The organism is Lentzea sp. NPDC055074 (genome assembly GCF_053608005.1).
Genome location: NZ_JBSGUQ010000033.1, coordinates 36,465 through 62,181, shown reverse-complemented (window position 1 = coordinate 62,181; position 25,717 = coordinate 36,465). Strand labels below are relative to the sequence as shown.

General features: G+C 70.6%; 25 protein-coding genes. 13 read left to right on the top strand and 12 right to left on the bottom strand.

The annotated features are described in order from the left end of the window. Window positions 1-96 precede the first annotated feature (96 nt). A complete protein-coding gene (locus tag ACWF7A_RS42790) occupies window positions 97-693 on the bottom strand; it encodes a TetR/AcrR family transcriptional regulator (protein ID WP_452256193.1) in 597 nt (198 codons plus the stop codon). An 88-nt stretch (window positions 694-781) separates the two neighbouring features. On the opposite strand from ACWF7A_RS42790, the gene ACWF7A_RS42785 reads away from it, so the two are divergent. Continuing rightward, window positions 782-1,510, top strand: coding sequence for an SDR family oxidoreductase (locus tag ACWF7A_RS42785; RefSeq protein WP_452256192.1), 729 nt, complete (start codon window positions 782-784; stop codon window positions 1,508-1,510). Window positions 1,511-1,562: 52 nt separating this feature from the next. Continuing rightward, complete coding sequence (locus tag ACWF7A_RS42780) at window positions 1,563-2,549, top strand: ADP-ribosylglycohydrolase family protein (protein WP_452256191.1); 987 nt, start codon at window positions 1,563-1,565, stop codon at window positions 2,547-2,549. Between the two features lies 1 nt (window position 2,550). Here ACWF7A_RS42780 and ACWF7A_RS42775 read toward each other — a convergent pair whose 3' ends face one another. After that, window positions 2,551-3,162 carry a hypothetical protein gene (locus tag ACWF7A_RS42775; protein ID WP_452256190.1) on the bottom strand — a complete coding sequence of 204 codons (612 nt, stop codon included), beginning with the start codon at window positions 3,160-3,162 and terminating at the stop codon, window positions 2,551-2,553. A 197-nt stretch (window positions 3,163-3,359) separates the two neighbouring features. Here ACWF7A_RS42775 and ACWF7A_RS42770 point away from each other — a divergent pair, with 197 nt between their 5' ends. From ACWF7A_RS42770 to ACWF7A_RS42755, 4 genes are read left to right on the top strand one after another with little or no spacing between them, the layout of a single operon-like run. Further along, window positions 3,360-4,673 (top strand): extracellular solute-binding protein, encoded by a 1,314-nt coding sequence (locus ACWF7A_RS42770; protein WP_452256189.1) that lies wholly within the window; start codon window positions 3,360-3,362, stop codon window positions 4,671-4,673. An 8-nt stretch (window positions 4,674-4,681) separates the two neighbouring features. Continuing rightward, a complete protein-coding gene (locus ACWF7A_RS42765) occupies window positions 4,682-5,542 on the top strand; it encodes a carbohydrate ABC transporter permease (RefSeq protein ID WP_452256188.1) in 861 nt (286 codons plus the stop codon). Further along, on the top strand, window positions 5,539-6,372 hold the full coding sequence (locus tag ACWF7A_RS42760; RefSeq protein ID WP_452256187.1) for a carbohydrate ABC transporter permease: 834 nt from the start codon (window positions 5,539-5,541) through the stop codon (window positions 6,370-6,372). The genes ACWF7A_RS42765 and ACWF7A_RS42760 overlap by 4 nt, the downstream gene beginning before the upstream one ends. Window positions 6,373-6,394: 22 nt before the next feature. Beyond that, on the top strand, window positions 6,395-8,767 hold the full coding sequence (locus ACWF7A_RS42755) for a glycoside hydrolase family 2 protein (RefSeq protein ID WP_452256186.1): 2,373 nt from the start codon (window positions 6,395-6,397) through the stop codon (window positions 8,765-8,767). Here the strand turns inward: ACWF7A_RS42755 and ACWF7A_RS42750 are convergent. Next, window positions 8,764-9,789: a LacI family DNA-binding transcriptional regulator gene (locus ACWF7A_RS42750; RefSeq protein ID WP_452256185.1), complete on the bottom strand. Its 1,026-nt coding sequence runs from the start codon at window positions 9,787-9,789 to the stop codon at window positions 8,764-8,766. The genes ACWF7A_RS42755 and ACWF7A_RS42750 overlap by 4 nt on opposite strands. A 151-nt stretch (window positions 9,790-9,940) precedes the next feature. Between ACWF7A_RS42750 and ACWF7A_RS42745 the strand changes: the two genes are divergently transcribed. Then, entirely contained in the window at window positions 9,941-10,978 is a 1,038-nt protein-coding gene (locus tag ACWF7A_RS42745) for a LacI family DNA-binding transcriptional regulator (RefSeq protein WP_452256184.1), read from the top strand. Between the two features lie 156 nt (window positions 10,979-11,134). Continuing rightward, complete coding sequence (locus ACWF7A_RS42740) at window positions 11,135-13,387, top strand: extracellular catalytic domain type 1 short-chain-length polyhydroxyalkanoate depolymerase (protein ID WP_452256183.1); 2,253 nt, start codon at window positions 11,135-11,137, stop codon at window positions 13,385-13,387. Here the strand turns inward: ACWF7A_RS42740 and ACWF7A_RS42735 are convergent. Then, complete coding sequence (locus tag ACWF7A_RS42735; protein ID WP_452256182.1) at window positions 13,375-13,869, bottom strand: nuclear transport factor 2 family protein; 495 nt, start codon at window positions 13,867-13,869, stop codon at window positions 13,375-13,377. The genes ACWF7A_RS42740 and ACWF7A_RS42735 overlap by 13 nt on opposite strands. A 114-nt stretch (window positions 13,870-13,983) precedes the next feature. Here ACWF7A_RS42735 and ACWF7A_RS42730 point away from each other — a divergent pair, with 114 nt between their 5' ends. Beyond that, window positions 13,984-14,802, top strand: coding sequence for a LysR family transcriptional regulator (locus ACWF7A_RS42730; protein WP_452256181.1), 819 nt, complete (start codon window positions 13,984-13,986; stop codon window positions 14,800-14,802). Window positions 14,803-14,906: 104 nt separating this feature from the next. On the opposite strand, the gene ACWF7A_RS42725 is transcribed toward ACWF7A_RS42730, so the two are convergent. Genes ACWF7A_RS42725 through ACWF7A_RS42715 form a run of 3 tightly spaced genes read right to left on the bottom strand, consistent with a single transcriptional unit; the run spans window position 14,907 to window position 16,587 of the window. After that, the gene (locus ACWF7A_RS42725) at window positions 14,907-15,350 is read right to left on the bottom strand and encodes a hypothetical protein (protein WP_452256180.1); all 444 of its coding nucleotides are present in this window, start codon (window positions 15,348-15,350) and stop codon (window positions 14,907-14,909) included. Beyond that, on the bottom strand, window positions 15,347-16,234 hold the full coding sequence (locus ACWF7A_RS42720) for a WXG100 family type VII secretion target (RefSeq protein ID WP_452256179.1): 888 nt from the start codon (window positions 16,232-16,234) through the stop codon (window positions 15,347-15,349). The genes ACWF7A_RS42725 and ACWF7A_RS42720 overlap by 4 nt, the downstream gene beginning before the upstream one ends. Next, window positions 16,231-16,587: a hypothetical protein gene (locus ACWF7A_RS42715; RefSeq protein ID WP_452256178.1), complete on the bottom strand. Its 357-nt coding sequence runs from the start codon at window positions 16,585-16,587 to the stop codon at window positions 16,231-16,233. Before ACWF7A_RS42715 ends, ACWF7A_RS42720 begins: the two co-directional genes overlap by 4 nt. 277 nt (window positions 16,588-16,864) lie before the next feature. Between ACWF7A_RS42715 and ACWF7A_RS42710 the strand changes: the two genes are divergently transcribed. Both ACWF7A_RS42710 and ACWF7A_RS42705 read left to right on the top strand, forming a co-directional pair. After that, entirely contained in the window at window positions 16,865-17,941 is a 1,077-nt protein-coding gene (locus ACWF7A_RS42710) for a BtrH N-terminal domain-containing protein (protein ID WP_452256177.1), read from the top strand. Window positions 17,942-18,291: 350 nt separating this feature from the next. Further along, window positions 18,292-18,477: a hypothetical protein gene (locus ACWF7A_RS42705; RefSeq protein ID WP_452256176.1), complete on the top strand. Its 186-nt coding sequence runs from the start codon at window positions 18,292-18,294 to the stop codon at window positions 18,475-18,477. 9 nt (window positions 18,478-18,486) lie between these two features. Here ACWF7A_RS42705 and ACWF7A_RS42700 read toward each other — a convergent pair whose 3' ends face one another. From ACWF7A_RS42700 to ACWF7A_RS42690, 3 genes are all read right to left on the bottom strand, one after another. Next, window positions 18,487-20,139, bottom strand: coding sequence for a WXG100 family type VII secretion target (locus tag ACWF7A_RS42700; protein ID WP_452256175.1), 1,653 nt, complete (start codon window positions 20,137-20,139; stop codon window positions 18,487-18,489). Next, on the bottom strand, window positions 20,136-20,468 hold the full coding sequence (locus ACWF7A_RS42695) for a hypothetical protein (RefSeq protein WP_452256174.1): 333 nt from the start codon (window positions 20,466-20,468) through the stop codon (window positions 20,136-20,138). The genes ACWF7A_RS42700 and ACWF7A_RS42695 overlap by 4 nt, the downstream gene beginning before the upstream one ends. Before the next feature lie 118 nt (window positions 20,469-20,586). After that, window positions 20,587-21,063: a YbaB/EbfC family nucleoid-associated protein gene (locus ACWF7A_RS42690; protein WP_452256173.1), complete on the bottom strand. Its 477-nt coding sequence runs from the start codon at window positions 21,061-21,063 to the stop codon at window positions 20,587-20,589. Window positions 21,064-21,196: 133 nt separating this feature from the next. Here ACWF7A_RS42690 and ACWF7A_RS42685 point away from each other — a divergent pair, with 133 nt between their 5' ends. Next, on the top strand, window positions 21,197-21,772 hold the full coding sequence (locus ACWF7A_RS42685) for a TetR/AcrR family transcriptional regulator (RefSeq protein WP_452256172.1): 576 nt from the start codon (window positions 21,197-21,199) through the stop codon (window positions 21,770-21,772). Between the two features lie 11 nt (window positions 21,773-21,783). Then, entirely contained in the window at window positions 21,784-24,018 is a 2,235-nt protein-coding gene (locus ACWF7A_RS42680) for a molybdopterin-dependent oxidoreductase (RefSeq protein ID WP_452256171.1), read from the top strand. Here the strand turns inward: ACWF7A_RS42680 and ACWF7A_RS42675 are convergent. After that, window positions 24,005-24,322: a DUF4387 domain-containing protein gene (locus tag ACWF7A_RS42675; RefSeq protein WP_452256170.1), complete on the bottom strand. Its 318-nt coding sequence runs from the start codon at window positions 24,320-24,322 to the stop codon at window positions 24,005-24,007. The genes ACWF7A_RS42680 and ACWF7A_RS42675 overlap by 14 nt on opposite strands. Further along, window positions 24,315-25,697, bottom strand: a complete 1,383-nt coding sequence (locus tag ACWF7A_RS42670; protein WP_452256169.1) for an acyclic terpene utilization AtuA family protein — start codon at window positions 25,695-25,697, stop codon at window positions 24,315-24,317. The genes ACWF7A_RS42675 and ACWF7A_RS42670 overlap by 8 nt, the downstream gene beginning before the upstream one ends. Window positions 25,698-25,717: the final 20 nt, after the last annotated feature.

Sequence of the window (25,717 nt, the reverse complement as noted above, 5' to 3'; positions counted from 1 at the left end):
AAGCGGTTCCTCAGCAGTTCCACTTCACACCCGGAGGCCTTCACCTGTCTTCACCGCAAGCCATCACGTCCGGAACAACGTCCCTGGACATCACACCTAGGCCTGGACGGGCCAGGTGCGCAGAGCAGTGTCGGCGATCCCCTGCAGATCGGCGCGGCTCACCCCGCTCGCGGCCTGGACCGCGATCCCGAAACCGACGGTCATCACGTACAGGGCGAGCCCGTGCGCGTCGGTCTCCGGCGGCAGGTCGCCCTCCTCGACGGCGCGCCGGAACCGCGTTTCGAGGAGGCGGCGGCCGTTGGTGCGCCACTCGGCGAGGATCGCGCGGGCGGGCTCGCCGGACTCGCCGGCCGCCAGCGACCCCTGCACGCCCAGGCATCCGGCGGGCCCACCCGGCTGGGTCGTGGTGTGCACCGAGCCCGTGAGGAACGCCGTCGCCACCTCGCGTGCCGTCGGCTTCTCGACCGCGCGCAACGCGTAGGACGCGGGGCCCTCGTCGTAGCGTTGCAGGGCTTTGCGGAAGAGCTGCTCCTTGTTGCCGAACGCCGCGTACATGCTCGTCTTGGTGATGCCCATGGCGCTGGTGAGGTCGGCGAGGCTGGCGCCCTCGTAGCCCTGCCTCCAGAACACCAGCATGGCCGCGTGCAACGCCTCGTCCGCGTCGAAGCCCCTGGGCCTGCCGGTCACCGTCACACCCCCAGCGTACCCCTTCGGTACCGATCGGTTCGGAAGTGCTACGGTCGACTTCAGTACCGATCGGTACCGAAGCCTTGGAGGGGACATGCCTCAGTTCGAGGGCAAGACGGTGGTCGTGACCGGCGGGAGCAGCGGCATCGGGCTCGCCGCCGCGCGCCGGTTCGCCGGAGAGGGCGCGCACGTGTTCATCACCGGCAGGCGCGAGAGCGAGCTGGACGCGGCGGTGGAGCTGATCGGCGACGCCACGGCCGTGCGGGGAGACGTGGCCGACCCGGCGGACCTCGACCGGCTCTACGACGCGGTCCGCGCGAGGGGCAGGGGAGTGGACGCGCTGTTCGCCAACGCGGGCGTCGGCGGGTTCGCGTCGCTCGAGGACACGACCGAGGAGCACTTCGACCAGATCTTCGGCATCAACGTGCGCGGCACGCTGTTCAGCGTCCAGAAGGCGTTGCCGCTGCTCAACGACGGTGCCGCCGTGATCGTGAACTGCTCGGTCCGCGCCGACGACGGCGTCGCGGAGTTCGGCACCTACGCGGCGACCAAGGCCGCGCTGCGCTCGTACGTCCGCACCTGGGCCAACGAGCTGAAGGGCCGGGGCGTCCGGGTCAACGCGATCTCGCCCGGCACGATCGACACGCCCGCGGTCGCCGGTCTGTCCGAGGAGGCCAGGGAGGGCTTCACGGCCGGGGTGCCGATCGGCAGGATGGGCACGGCGGACGAGGTGGCGGACGTCGTCGCTTTCCTCGCCTCGGACCAGAGCAGCTTCATCGTCGGCAGCAACCTCTACGTCGACGGCGGCGAGAACCAGCTCTAGTCCTTCGCGAAACCAGGACCGGGCGCGGCCCGCGACAGTAGGATCGTCGCTTGTGGACCGAATCGCGGGATCGTTGTACGGGCTGGCTTTCGGAGACGCGCTCGCCAAGCCGACGGAGTTCCTGACAGTGGCGGAGATCGACCGGCAGTTCGGTCCCGGCGGGCCGTCCGACCTGACGGGCGATCCCGCCCTGGTCACCGACGACACGCAGATGGCGCTCGCGGTCGCGTGGGCGCTGCGCGACGCCGGCGAGCACACCGCGGTGGCGCTCGAACCGGTGCTGCGGCAGCGGTTCGTGGCCTGGGCGCACAGCCCGGACAACAACCGCGCGCCCGGCATGACGTGCCTGCGCGCGGTCGGTGGACTGGCGGAGGGCACGCCGTGGGTCGAGGCGACCATCACCGGGTCCAAGGGGTGCGGCGCGAACATGCGCGTGACGCCCGTGGGCCTGCTGCCGGACCTCGACCTCGACGTGCTCGCCGGGGTGTCGCAGCTGCAGGCCGCGATGACCCACGGCCACCCCACGGCGCTGGCCGCGTCCGAGCTCACCGCCTACGCGACCCGGATCCTGGTCGACGGCGCCGCGCTGGCCGACGTGCCCGCCGCGCTGCTGGCCCGCTGTGCCGAACGCCGGACGGTCTACCTGGAGGAATGGCTGGGCTCCCTGTGGCAGACGCCGGGAGCGACGACGCCCGCCGACTTCATCGCCCGCGGCTGGGACGAGTGCGCCGAGATCCTCGACCAGCTGGTGGCGGCACTCGCCCAGCCCGACGACGGGCTGGACGCGTGCCTCGCGACCGGGGAGGGCTGGATCGCCGAGGAGGCGCTGGCGACCGGGCTCTACTGCGCGATCCGGCACGCCGACGACCCGGTGGCGTGCCTCGTGCGGGCCGCGCGGACCAGCGGTGACTCGGACTCGATCGCCGCGCTGGCCGGGGCGTTCGTCGGTGCCGTGCACGGTCTGGCGGCCTGGCCGGAGGACTGGGTCGAGCGGATCGAGTACGGGGACCAGCTGGCCGCGCTCAGCGGGCGGGCCTGAGTCACTCTGGCCGGCTGCGGAGCCACCTGCCCCAGGTCGCCCGCTTGACCGGGAGCCCGGGGTGGTCGGCGACGTCGAGGAGGAACCGGGCTCGAAGCCGGACGAGCGGGTCGTCCGCACCCTCGAGAGCCGTCATCCGGTCGCGGAAGTGAGCGCTGTCGACGTGGCGCACCAGGAGCGCGTACATCCAGTCCTTGCAGCGGTAGGGGCGGTGCACCACGTCGGCCACCAGGTCGACGGCGTCCCGCCTCACCTCCGCCGGCAACCCGTACCGGCCGAGGTGGCGGAGCACCGCTTCTTTCCTCGTCCAGGGTGACCACGTCTCCGAGCCGGGCGTACGCCACTGGTTGGGGAACCGCCCCTCCCACCGCAGGTAGAGCGCCACGAACGGCCACTGCTCCACGGTCACGGCGGTGGTGTACCACGGCTCCGCGCACCACATCTCCTCCAGGTGCCAGAAGATCGTCCGATCACCGTCGGGTCCGTGGTAGGACACCCCGGTTCGCCTGGCCACCGACTCCTGGTGCCGCGCCAACGCCCGGCCGCGGGCGACGTCGTCGGGTGCGATCAGGTCGTACATCCAGGTGGCGGCGCCGGGCAGGCCGATCTTCATCGGCGCAGCATCGCACGCCCCCCGCTGCCGGGATGAGGCATTTACTTCGGCAGCTGGCTCGGGCTTGCCTGCTAAAGCGTTATAGACAGCGATTCACGTTGCGTCTAGGTTAAGCGCTCGTCACCCCGATCATCTCCTGTCAGGAGCAGGGAGTAGCTCGGGACCTGTCAACTAAAACGCTTAAGTTCGGAGGCGAAGTGGCTGCGACTCGCGCAACGGTGGCCGGGACGGTTCTCGTGCTGGCTCTCTCCGCCTGCGGCGGCGGTGGCGGGGCGGACGGCGAGGCGGTCGTCGCCGTTCCCGCCGACCCGGCGAAGGTCACCGGGACCATCACGGTCCTGACCAACCGGACCGACCAGGTGCAGGACGGCACGACCAAGAAGTACGCCGACGAGTTCAAGAAGGTCTATCCCGGCGTCACGGTGGAGTTCCAGGGCCTCACGGACTACGAGGGCGAGGTCCGGATCCGGATGAGCGGCGAGGACTACGGCGACGTGGTGCTCATCCCCGGCTCGGTCGACTCCAACCAGTACCCGCAGTTCTTCGCCCCGCTGGGTACCGCGCAGGAGCTCCAGCCGAAGTACGACTTCACCGACAAGGCCACCGTGGACGGCAAGGTCTACGGTCTCGCGAACATCGGCACGGCCAACGGGTTCGTCTACAACAAGGCCGTCTGGCAGAAGGCGGGCGTCACCGAGTGGCCGAAGACCCCCGCGGAGTTCCTGACCGCGCTCAAGGCGATCAAGGACAAGACCGGTGCCACGCCGTACTACACGAACTACAAGGACGGCTGGCCGCTCACGAACTGGGGCAGCGGCCTCGGCTCGCCGAGCTGTGACGTCGCGGCCAACGACAAGCTCGCCGAGACGAAGGAGCCGTGGGCACCGGGCACGGACCTGAACGTCGTCGACACGCTGCTGCACGACATCGTCCACACCGGACTCTCCGAGGCCGACCCGAACACCACCAACTGGGAGAACTCCAAGAACCTCATCGGCACCGGCGAGGTCGCGACCATGTGGCTGGGGTCGTGGGCCGTGGTCCAGCTGCGGGAGGCGGCGCGCAAGGCCGGGCGTGACCCGCAGGACATCGGGTTCATGCCGTTCCCGGCGCAGTCCGGCGGGAAGTTCTGCTCGGTGGTGCGGCCCGACTACCTCTTCGCGGTCAACAAGCACAGCAAGGCGAAGGAGGCCGCGCGGGCGTGGATCGACTGGTTCACCTCCAAGTCCGGCGACGCCCAGCAGTCGTTGTCGATCTCCGCGATCAAGGGCGCGCCGCTGCCGGAGAGCCTCAAGCCGTTCGAGGACGCGAAGGTCGAGCTCGTGCGGCTCGGCTGGGCGAAGAACAACCTGGTCAACCAGATCGACAAGGCCTCCGAGGTCGGGCTGGGTGCCAAGGACTACCCGCAGCGCATCGTCGACGTCGCCAGGGGAGCGGCACCGGGTGACCTCGCGGGCGTGTTCGCCGACCTCAACAAGAGGTGGGCCGAGGCGCAGGCCGAGATCGGCTGACCGCCCCGATGAAACAACGCGCCCACGTGCCGTGGCTGTACCTGGTCGTCCCGCTCGCGTTCCTGGTGGCGTTCACCTACGTCCCGGTCGTGAGCATGGTGTTCCACAGCTTCACGGACTGGGACGGCCTCAGCCGCGACCGGGACTTCGTCGGCGCCGGCAACTACGTCGACCTCTTCACCCGGCCGCAGCTCTTCCAGGTGTTCGCGGTCAGCCTCTTCTACCTGGCCGGCGCGCTGCTGCAGACCGGGCTGGCGCTGTACTTCGCGACCGTCCTGAGCTTCGGCACGCGGCTGAGAGGCCTGTTCAAGGGCATCTTCTTCTTCCCGTACCTCGTCAACGGCGTCGCGATCGGGTTCGTGTTCCTGTACTTCTTCCAGCCCGGCGGCACGCTGGACACCACGCTCGCGGTGTTCGGCGTGCAGCCGCGGCTGTGGCTCGGCGATCCCGACCTCGTCAACACCTCGCTCGCCGGGGTGTCCGTCTGGCGCTACGCCGGGCTGAACCTGGTGCTCTTCCTCGGCGCCATCCAGTCGATCCCGCCGCACCTGTACGAAGCGGCCACTTTGGACGGAGCGAGCCGGTGGCAGCAGTTCCGCCACATCATCGTGCCCAGCATCAAACCGATCATCAGCCTGTGCGTGATCCTCGCGGTGTCCGGCGCGCTGTCGGTGTTCGAGATCCCGTTCATCATGACCGGGGGAGCGAACAACAGCGAGACGTTCGTCATCCAGACGATCAAGCTCGCGTTCACGTTCAACAAGGTCGGCCTGGCGTCGGCGGCGGCGGTGGTCCTGCTCGTCATCGTCCTGCTGGTGACGTGGTTGCAGCGCACGCTCGTCCCCGAGGAGAGGGTCGAGCAGTCATGACCGCACGGCACGCGCTCGCCGCGTTCCTCAAGTACCTCAGCCTGGTGCTCGCCAGTGTCGCGGTGATCCTGCCGTTGCTGGCCGTGCTGCTCACCTCGTTGCGCACCAGCGAGGAGGCGGCCACCGGGCGCAACCCGCTGGCCGCGCCGGCCGACTGGCTCAACCTCGGCAACTTCGCCATCGCCTTCTCCGACGGGCAGATGGCGCGGGCGCTGTGGAACACGACGTTCATCCTGGTGTTCTCCCTGATCGGCACGGTGCTGATCGGCTCCATGACCGCCTACGCCGTCGACCGGTTCCACTTCAGGGCCAAGAAGCTCGTCATGGCCCTGTTCCTCGTCGCGACGCTGGTGCCCGGCGTGACCACGCAGGTCGCGACCTACGAGGTGGTCAGCGCCCTGGGCGTCAACGGCACGCGGTGGGCGCCGATCCTGCTCTACACCGGCACGGACATCGTGGCCGTGTACATCTTCCTGCAGTTCATGCGCTCGATCCCGGTCGCGCTCGACGAGGCGGCGAGGATCGACGGCGCCGGCTCCCTCACGATCTACTGGCGGATCGTCCTGCCGCTGCTGCGGCCCGCGATCGTCACCGTCGTGATCGTCAAGGGAGTCGCGATCTACAACGACTTCTACATCCCGTTCCTGTACATGCCCTCGGAGAAGCTCGGCACCATCTCGACCGCGCTGTTCCGGTTCAAGGGCCCGTACGGCGCCCACTGGGAGGTCATCTCGGCGGGCACGGTCCTCGTCATCCTCCCGACCCTGGTCGTGTTCCTCGCGTTGCAGCGCTTCATCTACGGCGGCCTCACCGCGGGCGCGGTCAAATAACCACTCCAGGAGAAGCTTCAGCATGGTGACCAGAACCGAACTCCACGACGGCTGGGTCCTCCGCTCCGCGAGCCCGAGCAAGATCGGCGACCGGGAGGTGCCCGCCACCGTCCCCGGCTGCGTGCACACCGACCTGCTGGCGGCCCGGCTCATCCCCGATCCCTACCTCGACGAGAACGAGGCGAAGCTCGCGTGGATCGGCCGGACCGACTGGCGTTACGAGACGACGTTCCACTACAGCGCGGCGGGCGACACCCAGGTCGAGCTGGTGTGCGACGGGCTCGACACGGTCGCCAGGATCGAGCTGAACGGCCACGAGATCGCCTCCACGGCCAACATGCACCGCACCTACCGCTTCGACGTCCGAGCCGCCCTGCGCGACGGCGAGAACACGCTCTCGGTGACGTTCACGAGCGCGCTCGCCCACGCCGAAGAACAGGAGCTGCTGTTCGGCGCACGTCCGCACGTCAACGCCCACCCGTACAACATGATCCGCAAGATGGCCTGCAACTTCGGCTGGGACTGGGGGCCCGACCTCGTCACCGCCGGGATCTGGCGGCCGATCGCGATCGAGGAGTGGCAGGCCGCGCGCCTCGCGGCCGTCCGCCCGCTCACGAGCATGGACGGCACCGCGGAGGTGCACGTCGACGTCCAGCGCACCGGCGACGAACCGCTGACCGTCGTGGCACGGATCGGCGAGCACGAGGTGCGGTCCGAACTCCCGCCCGGTGCCGGTGGGACCGTGCTGCGCCTGGAACTCGGTGACGTCGACCTGTGGTGGCCGAGCGGACACGGTGCGCAGGCGCTGCACCCGCTCGAGGTCGAACTGTCCACTGGGGACACCTGGCGGGGCGAGGTCGGGTTCCGCACCGTCGAGCTGCTCACGAACCCGGACGACGACGGCACCGAGTTCACGTTCCTGGTCAACGGCGAGCGCGTCTTCGTGAAGGGCGTCAACTGGATCCCGGACGACTGCTTCCCGCACCGCGTCGGCGAGGCCCGGCTGCGCGAACGGTTCGGGCAGGCCCTCGGCGCCGGCGTCAACCTCCTGCGCGTGTGGGGCGGCGGCATCTACGAGTCCGACGAGTTCTACGCGCTCGCCGACGAGCTGGGACTGCTGGTGTGGCAGGACTTCCTGTTCGCCTGCGCGGCCTACCCGGAGGAGGAACCACTGCGCGGCGAGGTCGTCGCGGAGGCCAGGGACGCCGTCAACCGGCTGGCCGCGCATCCGAGCCTGATCGCGTGGAACGGCGGCAACGAGAACGTCTGGGGCTACCACGACTGGGGCTGGCAGGAGGACCTCGGCGAGCGGACCTGGGGCGTCGGCTACTACACCGACGTCCTCCCGAAGATCGTCGCCGAGCTGGACCCGGGCCGTCCGTACCTGCCGAGCAGCCCGTACTCGGTCTCCGAGGACCTGCACCCGAACGACCCGGCGCACGGCGCCACGCACATCTGGGACGTCTGGAACGACCGCGACTACACGGCGTACCTGGAGTACGAGCCGCGGTTCGCAGCCGAGTTCGGGTTCTGCGGACCGCCCGCCATGGCCACCGTGAAGGAGTCGATCCACGACGACCCGCCCGCGCCGTACGGGCGCCGCATGACCGCCCACATGAAGGCCGAGGACGGCAACCGCAAGATCGCGCGCAGGCTCGCCGAGCACTTCTCGGACGTGCGGGGCTTCGACGACTGGCACTGGGCCGCGCAGCTCAACCAGGCGCACGCGATCAGCACCGGGATCGGCCACTTCCGGTCGCTCACGCCGAAGTGCTCCGGCACGATCCTGTGGCAGCTCAACGACTGCTGGCCGGTGACGTCCTGGGCGGTCGTCGACGGCAACGGCCGCCTCAAGCCCGCCTGGTACGCGTTGCGCGCGAGCTACGCGGACCGCTTGCTGACCATCAGGCCGGACGCCGTCGTGGCGGTGAACGACACGTCCGAGCCGTGGGCCGGTGAGCTGCTGGTGCGGCGGTTGCGGCTCGACGGCGCGGAAGAGGCGGACGTGGTGCTGCCGTTCGAGGTCGCTCCTCGCTCGGCCACGACCGTCGCGATCCCGGTGGAACTGACCGCGGGCGGGCTGGTCGTGGCGTCCGCGGGCGAGGTCAGGGCGTTCGCGTTCCCGGACGGGAAACCGTTGCCCGAGGCCGCCTTCGACGCGACCGCGGAAGCCGTCGACGGCGGTTGCCGCGTCACCGTCACCGCCAGGTCGGTGCTGAAGGATCTGACGGTGCTGGCCGACAAGGTGGCGGCGGACAGCGTCGTCGACCGCGGCCTGGTCTCGTTGCTGCCAGGCGAGTCGGCCGTGTTCGACGTGCGCACGGCCGCGTTGTTCGCGCCGGAGTTGTTGCTGGCGGGCCACGTCCTGCGCTCGGCGAACCAGCTGCAGAGCTAGCGCTGCGGGGGTGCCGTGCTCGACCGCGGGACGAGCCGCGGAGCCGGCACCTCCACACCGCGCTGCTCGACGGCGCCGTTCTTCGCGACCACGTCGAGCAGCAACTGCGCGACACGGGCACCGTAGGCGGCGACGTCACGGGCGAGCGCGGTGATCGCCGGCCGGATCACCTGGCACAGCTGGGAGTCGTCCCACGCGACGATCGACAGGTCGCCGGGGACGGAGAGCCGCATCTCGTCGGCCACCGACATCCCCGCGACGGCCATGATGCTGTTGTCGTAGAGGATCGCCGTCGGGCGCTCGGGCGAGCTCAGCAGCCTGCGCGTGGCCTGGGCGCCCTCGAGTCCCGTGTAGTCGGTGTGCACGACCTCGATCGACTCGAGTCCGTACCGGGTGCTCGCCTCCCGGAACGCCTCGTCGCGGCGCCGCGTGTGCAGCAGGTCGGGCAGGCCCGCGATCCGGCCGATCCGGCGGTGGCCGAGCGCGGCCAGGTAGCCGACGGTCTCGGCGGCGGCCGCGGCGTCGTCCGCCCACACGTGCGGCAGCGACCCGACGTCGGCGGGGCCACCGACCACGACGGCGGGCAGGCCGAGTTGCTCCAGCAGGCCGACGCGCGGGTCGTCGCCGCGCAGGTCGACCACGATGATCCCGTCGACCCGGTGCTCGCCCCACCAGGACCGGTAGACCTTGAGCTCGGCGTCGACGCTCGCCACGACCTGCATCATCAGCGCGTAGCCCGGCGTCGCCAGCACCGACTCGATGCCGCTGACCAGCTCCATGAAGAACGGTTCCACGCCCAGGGTGGCGGCGGGCCGGGGGATCGCCATGCCGATCACGTTGGTGGTGCCGCCGGACAGCACGCGGGCGGCGCTGTTGCGGTGCCACCCGATCTCGTCGGCGGCCTCGAGGACGCGCTGCCGGGTCCGGTCGGAGACACCGGGCCGCCCGTTGAGCGCGAAGGACGCTGCGCTGATCGACACCCCCGCGCGTTGCGCGACGTCGGAGATCGTCGGCCGCTTCATCCGGACCTCCTCGTCGGCTGGGGAGATCAAAACATAGCAGCGCAACAACTGAAGCGTTTCATCAGCACGCCACGAGGGCCGTTCCTGGGAGCGCTCCCGGTTAGACTCGCACGGTCCAGCAGTGCGTGCGCAGGTGAGGCGGTTCCCCCGAGTGAGCCAGAACGACGCGATCTCCGGCGAGCGCAGGGCCACCATCAGGGACGTCGCCGCGCGTGCCGGAGTGTCCCCGGCGGCCGTGTCGATCGCGCTGCACGACCGGCCCGGCGTCTCGGCCGCGACGAAGGAACGCATCCTCGCCGCCGCCCGCGATCTCGGCTGGCGGCCCAACCTCGCGGCCTCGTCGCTGTCCGGGCGGCGGCTGCACACGGTCGGGCTCGCGATCGCGCGGCCGGCCCGCCTGCTCGGGCTCGAACCGTTCTACATGGAGTTCATCTCGGGCATCGAGAGCGTGCTGGTGCGGCGGTCGTGCTCGCTGCTGCTGCGGCTGGTGGACGGCGGCGAGGAGATCGAGGTCCACCGCGAGTGGTGGCAGGGCGGGCGGGTCAACGGCTGCATCCTCGTCGACCTGCACGTCGACGACCCGCGCGTCCCGGCACTGGCGGAGCTGGGTCTGCCCGCGGTCGTGGTGGGCCACCCGAGCCTGGCCGGCCCGTTCACCTCGGTCTGGACGGAGGACGCCGAGGCGATCACCGAGGCCGTGCGCTACCTCGCCGCGCTGGGGCACCGCCGCATCGCACGGGTGAGCGGGCCACCCGAGCTGGGGCACAGCGTGATCCGGACGGCCGCGTTCGCCGACGTGGCGCGAAACCTCGGACTGGACGCCCGCACGGTCGTGGCGGACTTCTCGGCGGACCAGGGCAGCAGGGCCTGCCGCACGCTGCTGCTCTCGCCGGAGCGCCCGACCGCCATCGTGTTCGACAACGACGTCATGGCGGTCGCGGCGCTCGGGGTGGCCGCGGAGTTCGGCCTGTCGGTGCCCGACGACCTGTCCCTGCTGGCCTGGGACGACTCGCAGCTCTGTCAGCTCACGAGGCCGACCCTCTCGGCCATGCGGCACGACGTCTTCTCGTTCGGCGCGCAGGCCGCCGAGACGTTGTTCGACGTCATGAACAACCAGCCTCCGGCACAACGCCTGGCGCACGCCCCGAGGCTCGTCCCGCGGGCGTCGACCGCGCCTCCTCGCAGCTGAACCGTTCCGGAACTAAAACGCTCTATAGACACCTCGCGACGGTTCCGCTTATCTTGATGCGGCACCGCAGATTAAACGTTTTAGTTATTCGGCTCGCCGCCGCAGCCGTTCACGTAGTCCCGCTCAGCGAGGAGCGGGTTCCACGAGGAGGAGCGAGTGCGACACCATCGGTTCGGCGCGGCACTGACCGCGGTCCTGACCTTCCTCGGAGTCCTGGTCGCGGTGGCACCGCAGGCGCAGGCGTTCCCGAGGTCGACACGGCAGCAAGTGATCAACTACCTGAGCTCCATCACCGGCCGCAACGTCGTCTCCGGCCAGCACAACAAGGAACCGGCGAACAACCCCGGCCAGTACACCCAGCAGGTCAAGGACATCACCGGCCAGTACCCCGGACTGTGGGGCGGCGACCTGATGTTCCGGCCCGAGGACGTGGCGAACCGGCAGCGCGTGGTCGACCAGGCCAAGACCGAGTGGGCCAACGGCTCCCTGGTCGCGCTGACCTGGCACGTGTGCACACCGACCGGCGGCAGCACCTGCCAGTTCGACGGCGGCGTGAAGACGCAGATCAGCCAGGGCCAGTTCACCGAGATGGTCACCAACGGCACGGGGCTCAACAACGCGTGGAAGCGTCGCCTGGACGAGGTGGTGCCGTACCTGCAGCAGCTCAAGGACGCGGGTGTGCCCGTGCTGTTCCGCCCGTTGCACGAGATGAACGAGGCCTGGAACTGGTGGGGCAACCGGCCCGGCCCGGAAGGCAGCGCGAAGCTCTACCGCATCACCCGCGACCACCTGGCCTCCAAGGGACTCGACAACCTGGTCTGGGTGTGGAACGTCCAGGACAACCCCGCGGGCAACTGGGCGTCCTACTACCCCGGCGCGCAGTACGTGGACGTCGTGTCGCTGGACGTCTGGTACAAGGGTCTGCCGACTTCCGGTGACTACCAGCAGATCCAGGCCATCGCGAACGGCAAGCCGATCGCGCTCGCCGAGACCGGCAAGGTGCCGAACGCCGCGTTCCTCGACAGCCAGACCCGCTGGAGCTACTTCATGGTGTGGTCAGAACACCTGCGCGGCAACAACACCCCGGCCGAGGTCCAGGCGGGCTACTTCCACCCGCGCACGCTGAACCAGGGCGAGTTCACCGTCCCGGCCGCCTCTGCACCGTCCACTCCGGACGGAGGAGTCGTCGGCACGGGTGGCAAGTGCCTCGACGTCGCCGGAGCCTCGACGGTCAACGGCACCCAGGTCCAGCTCTACACCTGCAACGGCACGACGGCCCAGCGCTGGACCGTCGGTTCCGATCTCCGCGCGCTCGGCAAATGCCTTGACGTGCAAGGAGGAGCCAACGCTGACGGCACCCGCGTCCAGCTGTGGGACTGCAACGGCACCCCGCAGCAGCAGTGGACCTACAACGCGGCCGCGCAGACGTTCGTGAACCCCGCGACGAACCGGTGCCTGGACGCGCGAGGCCAGTCCAGTGCCGATCTGACGCCCGTGCAGCTCTGGTCCTGCAACGGCCAGGCCAACCAGAAGTGGTCGCTCCCCGGCACGTGCGATCGCACGGCGCCGGTGGGGGAGAGCACTGTCCGCGTCCAGCTCGGCGACTCGCGCTACGACGTGACGGTGTACGTGCCGAGCAACGCCGGTGCCGCGGCCCCGCTCGTGCTCAACCTGCACGGCACCGGCAAGACGGGCTCTGAGCAGCTGTACTACAGCGACATGAAGGCCGCGGCCGACGCGCACGGGTTCCTCGTGGCGGCACCGAGCGGGGCGATCCCCCACGGCACCGGCTTCGCCTGGAACGTCCCGGGGTTCGCCGGCCAGCCCGCCGGGGCACGCGACGAGGTGGCGTTCCTGGACCAGGTCATCACGACCCTGACCACGAGCCAGTGCGCCGACCCGCGCCGCGTCTACGCCACCGGCTACTCGGGCGGAGGCCGCATGACCTCCGCCTACGCGTGTGCCCGCCCGGAACGCCTGGCGGCCATCGCCCCGGTGGCGGGCCTGCGAGCCGGGCGCCCCGACCCGTCCGACACCGCGCGGCCCGACCCGTCCGCGTGCCGTCCCGGCAGGACCGTGCCCGTGGTCGCGTTCCACGGGCAGCAGGACTACACGAACCCCTACGACGGTGGCGGCAACACCCAGCTCTGGAGTTACTCGGTACCGGCCGCGCAGCAGCGGTGGGCGGCGATCAACGGCTGCGCTGGCGCGCCGACCACCACCGCCGTCAGCGCGCACGTCACCGCCTCCACGTACCGGTGCGCCAGTGACGTCGTGCTCTACAGCGTCTCCGACGGCGGCCACACCTGGCCGGGCACGCCTCGTCCGTCGACGGGGAACGGCACCACCACACAGGAGATCGACGCGAACTCCCTGATGTGGCAGTTCTTCTCCCGCTACTCGCGCTGAGGGCCGGAGAAGATCGCGACGGGATCGCCGGTGAACCAGGCGTTCTCGATCCGCAGGCGGTGGATCAGCCAGTGCTCGCCGTGCCGCGTCAGCTCGACCTCGTAGTGGTTCTTCAGCAGGGCGAAGACGGTGTGGTCGGCGCTCAGCAGGTGCTGGGCCTCGACCAGCGCTGTCGCCCGCGCGGTGTCGCCGTCGACCACGACCCGCGGGTTGGTGACCTGGTGCGTGGTGTCCACCCGGCCGTCGAACAGGCCGAAGATGGTGGAGACCACGGTGTCCCTGCCGGTCATCAACGGCGGTTGCGCGCCCCACCTCGCCGCGGCGGGCCGGAAGTCCAGTTCGGCCCCCGCGGTGAACGCCGACGCGAACAGCTCCCGGTCCCTGCGGTCCTGGCCGAGGGCGAAGCGGTACAGGGCGTCGACGATCTCGGCGCGGTCGCGCAGGTCCCGCGCGACCGCGGCCTGGTCTTCGGTGACGGACATTCGTCGCTCCTTTGTGGATCTCGGCTGTGCCTCCACCCTCTGCCCGGCGGTGTCCGGGAACAACGTCGATCCGTGCCACACTCGTGAAGCAGGGCTTGATGATCGGGGGCGGGCGTGCTGGAGCGGTACGAGCTGGAGGCGTTCCTGACCCTCGCCGAGGAGCTGCACTTCGGCCGCACGGCCGAGCGGCTGCGGGTCTCGACCGCCCGGATCAGCCAGTCGATCCGCAAGCTCGAACGGCGGGTGGGCGCCCCGCTGTTCGAGCGCACCAGCCGTCGCGTCGAGCTGACACCGCTGGGCCGCGAGCTCCACGCCGAGCTGCGGCCGGCGTGGACCGCGATCACGGACGCGGTGACCTCGGCCGTCGAGGCAGGCCGGGGTGTCGCCGACCCGGTGCGGGTCTGCTTCACCGGCGCGGCGGCCGGGCAGCTGCTGGTCGGCGCCGCCGAGCTGTACCGCGAACGCCACCCCGGCGGCGACGTCCAGATCCGCGAGGCCCAGCGGGCGGACCCGCTGCCGTGGCTGCGCGAGGGCGAGGTCGACCTCGCGCTGACCACGTTCCCCGTGCACGAGCCGGGCGTCGAGGCCGGACCCGTGCTGGTGAGCGAGGCCCGCTTCCTCGCGCTACCGGTGGGACACCGCCTGGCGGGCCGGGCCGAGCTGTCCGCCGAGGACCTCGCCTCGGTGACCCTGCCCGAACCGCGCCCCACCGCGACGTTCCAGGAGATCCTGACCCTCGTCGGGGCGGGCCGCGGCGCGTTTCCGGTCGGCGCCCACACCCGCCGCTACTACGCCCGCCCGGACGTCGCGTACGTGCACCTGCCCGACGCGCCACCCGTGCAGTGGGGCCTGGTCTGGCTTTCCGGCAACGCCAGCACGCGCGTCCGGGCGTTCGCGGCCGCCGCCCACGACCTCGTCGCCGCGCACCGCTAGTGGTGTGGCTCGCACCGTTGCCGGTGGAATCCGCGGTCGGACTGCCGCGAGGCGTCCGGTCGAGCGCGGATCACGCCGCCAACGTCGCGTGACGCACCACTAGGTCAGAAGGCGTCCTCGGTGAAGTCGCTCGGCATGTCGTCGTCGTAGTCGCCGTGCGAGCGCCTGGTGCGCTGCTGACCCGCCGCGACGATCTCGTCGAGGTTCTGGCCCTCCTTGATCGCCGTGTACGCGCGCTTGAGCGACGGCATGCTCGCCTGCATCGCGCGTTGCACCTCGGGATCGTTGACGGCCTGGCCGGACGTGATGTCTCGCCAGGACAACGCGCCGGAGTCGACCTTGCGCTGCAGGTCCTTCAGCGCGTTCGGCGCGTCCTTCGACCGGGCGAACTTCTCGATCTCGGCGACGTCCGCGGGGGACAGGTCGGCGCCGCGGGTCTGCGCCCTCGACGCCTCGATCGCGACCTTCTCCAGCCGCGAGCCCCTGGCGTCGAGGTCCTCCTGCCACGCCCGCAGCTGCTGGCGGGCGCTGTCGTACGGGAACGTCATTCCGCACCGCCCGCACCGGAGGTGCTGGGCTCCGCCCAGCGTTCCTCCTTCTGCGCGTCCTTGTACTTGCTGTGTCCTTTGTAGCCGCTCTTGACCGCGCCCCACGCGCCGCTGCCCACGGCGGACACGCCGTCGCCGAGCTTCTCCTTGCCGTCCTGCCACGTGTCGACCACGTCGAAGAAGTCGTTGACGTCGCGCACGTCCGGGATCCTCGCCAGCGCGGTGCCCATGAGCTTGATGCCGTTGATCATGCCCTGGACGCCCTCGATGAGGGTCTGCATGGACTGGATGAGCTTGCGGACCTGGTCGACGATGTTGACCACGTCGTAGACCATCCACACGGCACGGCCCCAGCCGACGAGCGGGATCCAGGCCGTCATCGCGGCCTTCATCAGCTTGTCGCAGATCTTGTCGAGCAGCGTCAGCGCGAGCTTCGCGGCCGACCGGCAGGAGGCCGCCATGTTCTTGAACCGGTCGCCGATGAACTTCGCGACCTGCGAGTCCCACTCGATCGCCGTGGTCCAGGTGCGCCGCATGCGGTTCTCGAAGCTCTGCGCGGCACCACCGTCCCAGTGCGGCGACAGCTCCTCGACGCCGTTGTTCACGTTGTGCCGCACGTTGTCGAGCGACTTGGCGATCCGGTCCCACGCGGCGGCGTTCGCGTCGATCTTCTCGAAGTCGCCCGCCAGCGGCATCACGAGGTCGCGCACCAGGTCGTCGCCGGTGACCTGCTGGTAGATCCAGTTGACGCCCTGGATCTTCCAGCCCGCGGCCTCGATCAGCTCCTTGACGGTCTGCCGGCCGGGCCGGTTGTCGGGCGCCGCGCGCAACGCGACGTTCGGATCCTCGACGTCCTGATAACCGTTGCAGACCCCGCCGGTCATTCGCCCACCCCCAGGAACCGCTTCAGCAGGGACGAGGGCTCCGCCTTCCCGCCCGCGGTGTCGATCAGGCAGACGCCGATCGCGTCCGCCTGTTCGTAGGTCTTGGCCGCCTTGACCAAGGACTCGGCGTCCTGGGCCATCTTCTTGTTCGCGGCGTCGAGCGTCTCGCCGTACAGCTGCGCGACCCCGGTCACGACCGGGTCGAGCAGCGACAGCAGCCCGGTGAAACCGGACGTGTCCCCACCCCTGAGGATCGCGTGCTCCCGGATCGTCAGGAAGTGCTCCGCCTGACGTTCGAGCAACCCGCTGTAGCCACGCAGCTCATCCGGCTCGACGTGGAAACTCTCTCCCATGCCGCACGACCTTAATGCGCGGATCCTTCGTATTCAGGGCTATAAAGAACTCGTATCGCATTGGTCCTCGAACCAGTGGATCGTCCCGGTTAGGATGACCACCGGCGAGTTCCACGCCCAACCTCCTGACCGGGTGCCCACGCAACCCGGCTGACGCGGAGGCAAACGGGACCTGTGTGCCTGGGGACGTCGTCTTCGTCACGCCCTGACCAAGGCTGTCGTGGCATCTGGGCGCGTGGGGTTCGGGTGTCTGGTGCGATGGCCGAGGAGTTCGGTGATGACGTCACGCAAGCAGTTCAAGACTCAGGTCCGCGCCCGCATGGCGAAGACCGGTGAGCGCTACACGACCGCGCTGGCCCACCTGAGCGGTGCGGCGCCGGACGGCGCGTGGGTGTTGCGCGGAGGCACGGACCCCGACGCGGCGGGCCTGAACGCGATGCTCGCCGCCCGCGGCGTCCCGGGCCTGAGCGAGGCGCTGGTGTTCGGCATCGGCGGCGGGATCGGCGCGGGCTACATCCTGTGGGAGTTCAAGCACGACAACGGCCGTCACGTGACGATCGGCTTCTCCAACACCTGGCAGTACGTCACCCGCCGCACGGAGAAGGTCCTCACGCGACTGGGCGTCGGGCACGAGTGGCACCGGTCGGCGCCCAAGGCGGCGCAGGCGTGGCTGACCGGCAGGCTCGACGCCGGGGACGCCGTGATGGTGTGGCCCGACCGGTACCAGATCGGCTACTGGGACCTGCCGGAGTCGCACGACGGTCACGGCGGCCACCCGGTCGTGGTGTACGGCACCGCGGGCGACCGCGTGTACGTGGACGACCGGAACCAGGTGCCGCTGACCGTCGCCCGCGAGGACCTGGACCGGGCCGTGGCGCGGGTCGGCACGTGGAAGAACCAGGCGGTCGTGGTCACCGGGTCCGAGCTGGGTGCCGACGTCGAGGTCGCGGTGCGCGAGGGCCTGCGGGACGTCGTCGAACACCTGTCGCAGAAGTCGGACTCGTTCTCGTTGCCGGCGTGGCGCAAGTGGTCGCGGATGATGACCGACACCAAGGCCGCCAAGGCGTGGCCCAAGGTGTTCGCCGACGGGCAGGGGCTCGACCACGCGTTCCAGAGCATCCGGGAGGGCGTCGACGGCCGGTTCGGCGTCACGGGCGGGAACCTGCGGCCGCTGTTCGCGGACTTCCTCGACGAGGCGGGACATTCCGGGCTCGCGCCGCGGTGGCGGGAGATCGGCGAGATGTGGCACGCGCTGGGGGAGTTGACCGACTTCCCGGCCATGGGTGCGCGGCTGGCCGAGCTGTACGAGGCGGAGACCGACGCGATCGCCCGGTTGAAGGCGGTCGTGGGCTGATCTGGGTGACGCGGGACGAGGCAGTGCCCTCGTCCCGCGTCCGGCCTCGGTGTCGTCTTCCGCCCGCCAGGCCTCGACGAGGTCCATCACCCGGACCGAGTCGAGGCCGTGGTCGAGCAGGGGGTCGTCGCCACCGATCCCGGCGGGGGACACGCGGAGCACCTCGGCGATCGGGGTGCGCGGCTGGCCGAGATGCCCGGGGACCTCCTGGAGCGGGCGGCCCGGGCACTGGGCGCGGTGCGGCCCGGGGGAGCGTCGGCCCAGGTGGGGCGGCTGCCGGGGGACGGTACCGCCGCAGTTCGGTCCACAGTGGACTGATCTCGGCGGGTCCGGCCGGTAGGGTGCTCGTCATGCGCAAGAAGTGGATGGTCGGTCTCGCGGTCGTGCTGATCCTGCTCGGCGGGATCTGGACCGCGCAGGGCCTGGGGTACCTGGAAGGCAGCTTCATGACCGGGCAGCAGCTGTGGACGACGATCGGGCTGCTGTGCGTCGCGGCCGGCGTCATGCTGCTCATCCCGTGGCCGAAGCGGAGGTGACGGCCGGCGTCACCTGAGCCGCATCCCCCGCAGGGTGGAGCTTTCGACCGTGCCCCGGTCCGGATGGATCTCGACCGGCTCGAACAACGGGTCGAACTTGCGCTTGACGTCCTTCGCCCAGTCGGCCTCGATGCCCTTCTCGCCGGTCTTGACGTCGTAGACGGTGACGTTCTCGTGCCCGAACTGGGGCAGCGCGTTCGAGGCGGGGTCCCACTTCGGGTTGGGGATCTCCCGCTGCAGCACGATGTCCACGCGCCTGGACCCGTCGGTGCCCCACGGCACCTCCGCCTCGGGGCTCATCTGCGCCACCTGACCGCGCAGCTGCCAGCCGCTGCCCGGGTCGATCAGCTTGTCGTGGTTGTCCGCGACCCACTTCCCGATCCGCTTGTCCGTCTCGGTGCCGATGACGCGCTCGTTGGTCCAGTCCTGCGGGTAGTCCTTGCGGATGTTCGGCAGGTCGTGGGCCACCTCGTCGCGCATGCCGTTCGTGACGTCGAGGAACGTCTCCAGCAGCTGGTTGTGGATCTCCTCGGCGGCTTCCTGGATCTTCTCGCGGTCCTTCGGGTTCGCGCGGTTCCACTTCGGGTCGTTCCTGGGCGTGGGGAGGAGCTGCTTGGTGTCGAACGGGTGGGTCTTGCGGCCGATCACCGGCTGCCGGCTCTGCGGCGAGCCGACGGGGCGTCCGATCGACCCCGGCTTGGGCGTCGTGGGTCTCCCGCCGGGTTTCCAGCCGGGCTTGGCGGTGGGGCGCCAGCGGTTCGTCCAGCCCGCGGCCAGCTGGACGTTTTTCGTGGTGCCCTGCTCGCCGCCCGTGGCCAGGCCTCGCGTCGTCGTCTCGCCGGTGGCCGACTGGACGGACGACGCCGTGGTGGTCCCCGAGTCCCCGCCCGCGGAGTAGCCGGCCAGGATCAGGTTCGGGTCTCCGCCCGCGCCGGACCCGCCGGTCGGCCGTGGGCTCGGCGGGAGGGTCAGGGACTCGCGGAGAGGGGCGAGCACCTCGCCCGCCTGCCCCGTCCCGGCCAGCTGCCGCGCGGTCTGCCGCAGCATCTCCTCCAGGTCGGCCACGGGCCGGGCGTACGAGGCGACGAGGGACGCGGCCTCCGCGCGGATCTCGACGGTGTCGCCGCCCTGCACCGACCGCGCCAGTTGGACGTAGGAGATCAGCTGGCCGACGCAGTGGTCGAGCAACGCGTCGGCCTGCGCCCGAGCGGAGCCGACGGCCGCACTCGTCATCCGCGCCGCCGCACCACCTGCCGCCAGCACCCGCGCGACCCCGGCCAGTGCCTGTCCGATGACCCCGGCCCGCGCGCGGTATCGGTCACCGGCCGCTCCGGTCCAGTCCGCCTCACCCGCGACCGCGGACCGGACGAACTCCCGGCCCACCTGCTCGACAACGGACGCGGCCCGAGTCAGGGCGTCCGTGAACGCCTGCACCGACCCGTCGACGACCATCCGATCAACGGCGTGCTGCAACGGCTCCACCAACGACACGAAGTCTCCGAGCCCGGCCTCGACCAACCGCTGCACCGGCCGCACCCCGCCGGGAGCGGCTGTCCCACCGTTCCGCAACGCCGGCGCGACCCACCCGCCTGAGACCACGGCGTTCGCCAGCCGCTCGGCTGCCTCGACGCGGCTGCCGACCGACGCCGTGGCGGTGCTCATACGGCCCGCCCCGAGGAACCGGGATCGGCGATCGCACCGAAGGAAGAGCGCGTGTCCTCCTCCTGCCGCGCGTACTCGTTCGCCGTGTCGCGCAGCCGGGAACCGGTCTCCACCAACGTGTTCAGCGCTGTCACCACGGCCTGCAACCCCTCGGCGCCCAGCTGGTCGAGCACGGTGACCGCCTCGGCCGCCGCATCTCCGAACGCGGTGGGCGTCAACGCGACCGACCCCGCCGCGTCGGCGGCCGCCTGGAGCTCGGCGACCAGCTCACCGACGCCGCGTGCCTGCTCCGCGAGAACCGTGGCCGAGACGGTGTAGCCCTCAAGCATGATCCGCTCCTGGAGTCACCCAGACCCGTCACGCTCAACAATGGCGCAACCACGAGCCGTGACGACCCCGAACCGGCGAAGTTCGGCCGTACAGCGCAGCACCGGCTGCATCACACCATCAGCCCTGCTCGAAGATCTCCGGCCCGTCCCAGTCGTCCCCGTCCGGCGACGGCGAACGAGGCGGCGGAGGCGCTGGCGCTCGGGGAGGAACCGCTTGCCCGGCAACGGGATGCGCCGGAGGCTCCGGTTCGGGAAAGCGCTGTCTCGTCTCGGCGAGGACGAGGTGGGCCGCGGCGTCCCGCGTGCCGACCGTCTCGGCCATCGCCTGGCCCACGAGGTCCGGGATGCGGGCCTGGGCGCGGCGCACGCAGTCCATGACCTGGGCGGCGATCACGGGCAGCGGGTCCCGGTTCCGCCCCTCCCGCAGCACCAGCCCGGTGAGCGCGCCACTGGTGGACACCACGACCTCGACCGTCCCGTCCTGGGACACCTCGCGCACCGTCTGGCCGGACAACCGGTCCCGCAGCGCCCCGAACCGGCGTGCGTTGTCCGCGACCTCCCGCTGCCAGTCCCGCGTCCCCTCGGATCCACTCATCGGTGGTCTCCCTCCTCCGGTGGGGTCGATGATTCCGCCGGGCGGGCGGCCGCACCAGGCTCCGCCGAGCCGAACGTCGCAGGGGCTGGTAGCCGACTATGGTCTCTGCCATACTCCCGAACCGGGAGGTGTGATGAGCGACGGCAGGCGAGGCACCAAGCAGCGGATGCTCGACAGCGCGGTTCTGCTGCTGCGTGAACGCGGTGCCGCCGGTGTCACGGTCGACGCCGTGCTGGCCCACAGCGGTGCGCCGCGCGGATCCGTCTACCACCACTTCCCGGGCGGCCGGAACGAGATGGTCCTGGGCGCGGTCCGGCAGGCCGGCGACTACATCGACGCCATGGTCAGCGAGGCGGCGGCCGAGGGTGACGTCCAGCAGTTGCTGGAACGCCTCGTCGGCTTCTGGAAGCGGTCGCTGACCAAGACCGGGTACCGGGCCGGGTGTCCCGCCGCCGCGATGGCCATGGACAGCCGCGACACCGTCCCCGACGCCGTCGACGTGGTGCGCGAGATCTTCGCGCGGTGGCAGGGCAGCATCGCGGAGGCGTTGAGCGCCAACGGTTTTGAAGCACACCGCGCGCATCGGCTGGCGACGTTGGTCGTGTCCGCCGTCGAGGGCGCGATCATCCTCTGCCGCGCCCACCGCGACCTGGGGCCGCTCGACGACGTGTTCGCCGAGATCGCGCCCCTGCTGGAGCGACGAGACTAGGAGCCTGGCCCATGTGGAAACCCAGCGCCTGCATCCTCTGCGAGTGCAACTGCGGGATCGAGGTCCTCGTCGGTGAGGACGGGCGGTCGTTCGACAAGATCCGCGGCGACAAGCTCCACCCCGCGTCCGCCGGCTACACCTGCAACAAGGCGCTGCGGCTCGGCCTGCACCAGAACGGTGACACCGGACGCATCACGCATCCCCTGCGCCGCAAGGCCGACGGCACGTTCGAGGAGATCGGCTGGGACACCGCGATCGAGGAGATCGCGGCCCGGCTGGGAGAGGTGCGCGACACCTTCGGCGGCGAGACGATCTTCTACTACGGTGGCGGCGGCCAGGGCAACCACCTCGGCGGCGCGTACTCGCCCGCCACGCTCGCGGCCTTCGGCGCCCGGTACCGGTCGTCCGCGCTCGCGCAGGAGAAGACCGGCGAGTTCTGGGTCAGCGCGCGCATGCTCGGCAACATGACCCGTGCGGACTTCGAGCACTGCGAGGTCGCGCTGTTCGTCGGCAAGAACCCCTACCAGTCGCACGGTTTCCCGCGAGCGCGGTCGGTGCTCAAGGACATCGCCAAGGACCCGGCGCGGTCGATGATCGTGATCGACCCCGTGCGGACCGAGACCGCGGAGCTGTCGGACTTCCACCTCCAGGTCCGGCCCGGCACGGACCTCTACCTGCTGACCGCGCTCGCTGCGGTGCTCGTGCAGGAGGACCTGGTCGCCGCGGACTGGCTCGCCGAGCACGCGGACGGCCTCGACGCCGTGACCGCCGTGCTGGCCCAGGTGCCGGTGGGCGAGTACTGCGCGGTCGCCGACGTGGAGGAGACGCTCGTCCGGGCGGTGGCCGCCCGGATCGCCGCGGCCGAGTCCGTGGCCGTGTTCGAGGACCTGGGGGTCCAGATGAACCGCGACTCCACGCTCGTGAGCTACGTCGAGAAGCTCGTCTGGCTGCTCACCGGCAACTTCGGCAAGCCGGGCACCCAGTACGTGCCTTCGAGTCTGGTTCCGATCGGCCGCGACCGCGGGCACGCCGGTGACGAGGGGCCGCGCAGCCCGGTCGCGGGTGCGCGGATCATCAGCGGTCTCGTGCCGTCCAACGTGATCGCCGAGGAGATCCTCACCGACCACCCTGCCCGCTACCGCGCGATGCTGGTCGAGAGTGCGAACCCCGCGCACTCGCTGGCCGACTCGGCGAAGACGCGGGAGGCGCTCGCCGCTCTGGAGCTCGTGGTCGTCATCGACGTCGCGATGACCGAGACGGCGCGCCTGGCCGACTACGTGCTGCCCGCGCCGACGCAGTTCGAGAAGTTCGAGGCCACCTTCTTCAACTTCGACTTCCCGCGCAACATCTTCCACCTGCGGCACCCCGTCGTGCCCGCGCCGGAGGGCGTGCTGCCCGAACCGGAGATCCACGCCCGGCTCGTCGAGGCGTCCGGCGCACTGTCCGAAGAGGACTACGCACCGCTGCGCGAGGCCGCGGCCGCCGGACGCGTGCAGTTCGCCCAGGTGTTCCTCGGTGTCCTCGCGGATCCGGTCAAGCGGCGGCTCGCGTCCGTCCTGTTGTACCGCACGCTCGGCCCGACGCTGCCGCACGACGCCTCAGCGGCCGCCGTGCTATGGATGGCCGCGCACGAGTGCGCCCGCAAGAACCCCGCCGGTGTCGAGAAAGCGGGCTACGGATCAGGGCTCGAGGCGGGCGAGAGGCTCTTCGCCGCGATCGTCGACGGCGCGCACGGCGTGCACATCACCGACGACGACTACGAGGAGTCCTGGCGGCGGCTGCCCGGCGACCGCATCCACCTCGACGTGCCGGAGCTGCTCGCCGCCGTGGCCGCGCTGGGGGACAGGCCGGTCCCGAGCCAGGACCCGGACTGGCCGTTCGTGCTGTCGGCGGGAGAACGGCGTGCCTTCACCGCCAACACGATCATGCGCGACCCCACCTGGCGGCGGCGCGACGCGGAGGGCAGCCTGCGCATGAGCGTCACCGACGCGACGCGGCTGGGCGTCACGACGGGCGACCGCGTCCGGCTCACCACCCGGCGCGGCAGCGTCGAGGTGCCCGTGGACGCCACGGACACCATGCGCTCCGGTCACATCTCGCTGCCGAACGGCTTCGGCCTCACGGTGCGGGAGCGCACGGGCGTCGCCCCCAACGAGCTCACCGCGGCCGAGGACCGCGACGAGTGGGCCGGCACGCCCTGGCACAAGCACGTCCCGGCCCGGCTCGAACCGGTCACCGCACCCTGAGCGACGCCAGTGGCACGTGGTGCTGCCCGGCGTGGACGTCGCGGTCCCGCAGACTTCCCTGCGGGACCGGGCGCGGGAACGAGATCTTGACGACGTTCAGCGACGGGATCCGGAAGATCTGGACGTCCTGCGCCCGCACGTCGTACAGGGACGCGATGACGTCCTCGTCGAGGATCTCCGGCGAGGCCGCGAGCGCGTAACCCGCCTCGTCGCGCAGGAACAGTTCCATCGTCACCCAGAACGGGCCGGCGTTCTTGGAGCGGACTTCCAGCGAGAGGTCGCCGAACGTGGGCTGCTCAGACATGCGGGTGGGCCTTCCGGTGCTCGGTGCGGAACATCTCGGTGGGGGAGAGGGTGTCGACGACGTGGTTCAGCGCGAACTCGTAGACCGGTCCGCGCTCGGTCTCGGCGGGGGAGGTCGCGAACGCGAGGCTGGGCAGGTAGTCCATGTCCGGGGTGGGCAGGTGCAGCATCAACGGGTTGGCCACCTTCGCCACGGCGGTCGCGAGCTCCTGGGTCTCGGCGCGCACCAGGAGCATCACGCCGATCTCGCGCGGCGGACGCGTCGCCGGGTCCAGTGAGCCCAGCACGGCGTCGTAGCCGTACCGGCGCAGGTCGAACGAGTAGTCCGCGCTGTCGAGTCCCAGGGTCTGCGCGACGCGGCCGGTGAAGACCTTGACGAACAGGTCGGTCCACTCCTCGATGTTCGCGAGGATGTGCTCGTCGCGGATGGCCGTGAACGACATCGTCTCGTAGCCGGTGATCCGGGCGCCCTCGAGTTTGATGGTGTGCTGGGCGGCGGTGTGGAACCGGGAGCCCTCGACGCGCACGCGCCGGGCGTCGAGAGCCGTGTAGGTGGCCTCCGTGACGTCGAGCTCGCCGGCGGGCTCGCGCATGCGGAACGGGTTCACCGTCTCGTAGAGCATGTGCGCGGCAACGGAGATCGGCGTGCACGCGGCGTCGGGGTCGAGCGGTTCGATGGTGAACCCGGTGTGGTCGATGGTGGCGAGGACGCCGCCCGCGCGGGGGTTCGTCGTGCACTGGCCACCGCATTCGACGATCTTCGCCGCGTGCCACACGGGCCCGGCCGGCATGCCCTTCATCAAGGGGAACGCGGCGGCGAGGGCGGTGTCGGTCGCGCGGCCCGCGAGCACCACGTCGGCTCCGGCGCGCAGTGCCTCCTCGATCGGCTCGTGGCCCATCATCCCGACGATGTGCGTGCAGCTGTCCACGGTGGTCTCGTCGAGAGAGTCGTTCGGTGGCAACGGATGCACCGCCCGTTCGCGCAGCCGGGTCTTGACGAGGTCGGCGCGTTGCTCGCTGAAGATCGTCGCGACGGACAGGTCGAGCTCCTCCTCGCACAGGATGTCGTCGACGATGCCGGCGACCCAGGCGACACCCGAGTCGGTGCCGCTGGTGCCGCAGGACCCGACGATGAGGGGGATCCCCGCCTTCGCGCTGGCACGCAGGAGGATCCGCAGGTCGCGGGCGACGGCCGCGGCGGTCGTCTTGGCGGTGCCCGAACCGAGGTAGTGCGGGCCCGAGTCGGTCGATCCGCCGTCCACGGCGATGACGTCGGCCCCGAGCTCCAGCCCTCGGTCCACCGAGGACTGGGTGAACCCGGCGCCGAGCATGCCCGTGGGCGTCAGGACGCGGACGGCTCCGTCGGGAGCGTTCATGTGCGAATTCCTTCCGGTTG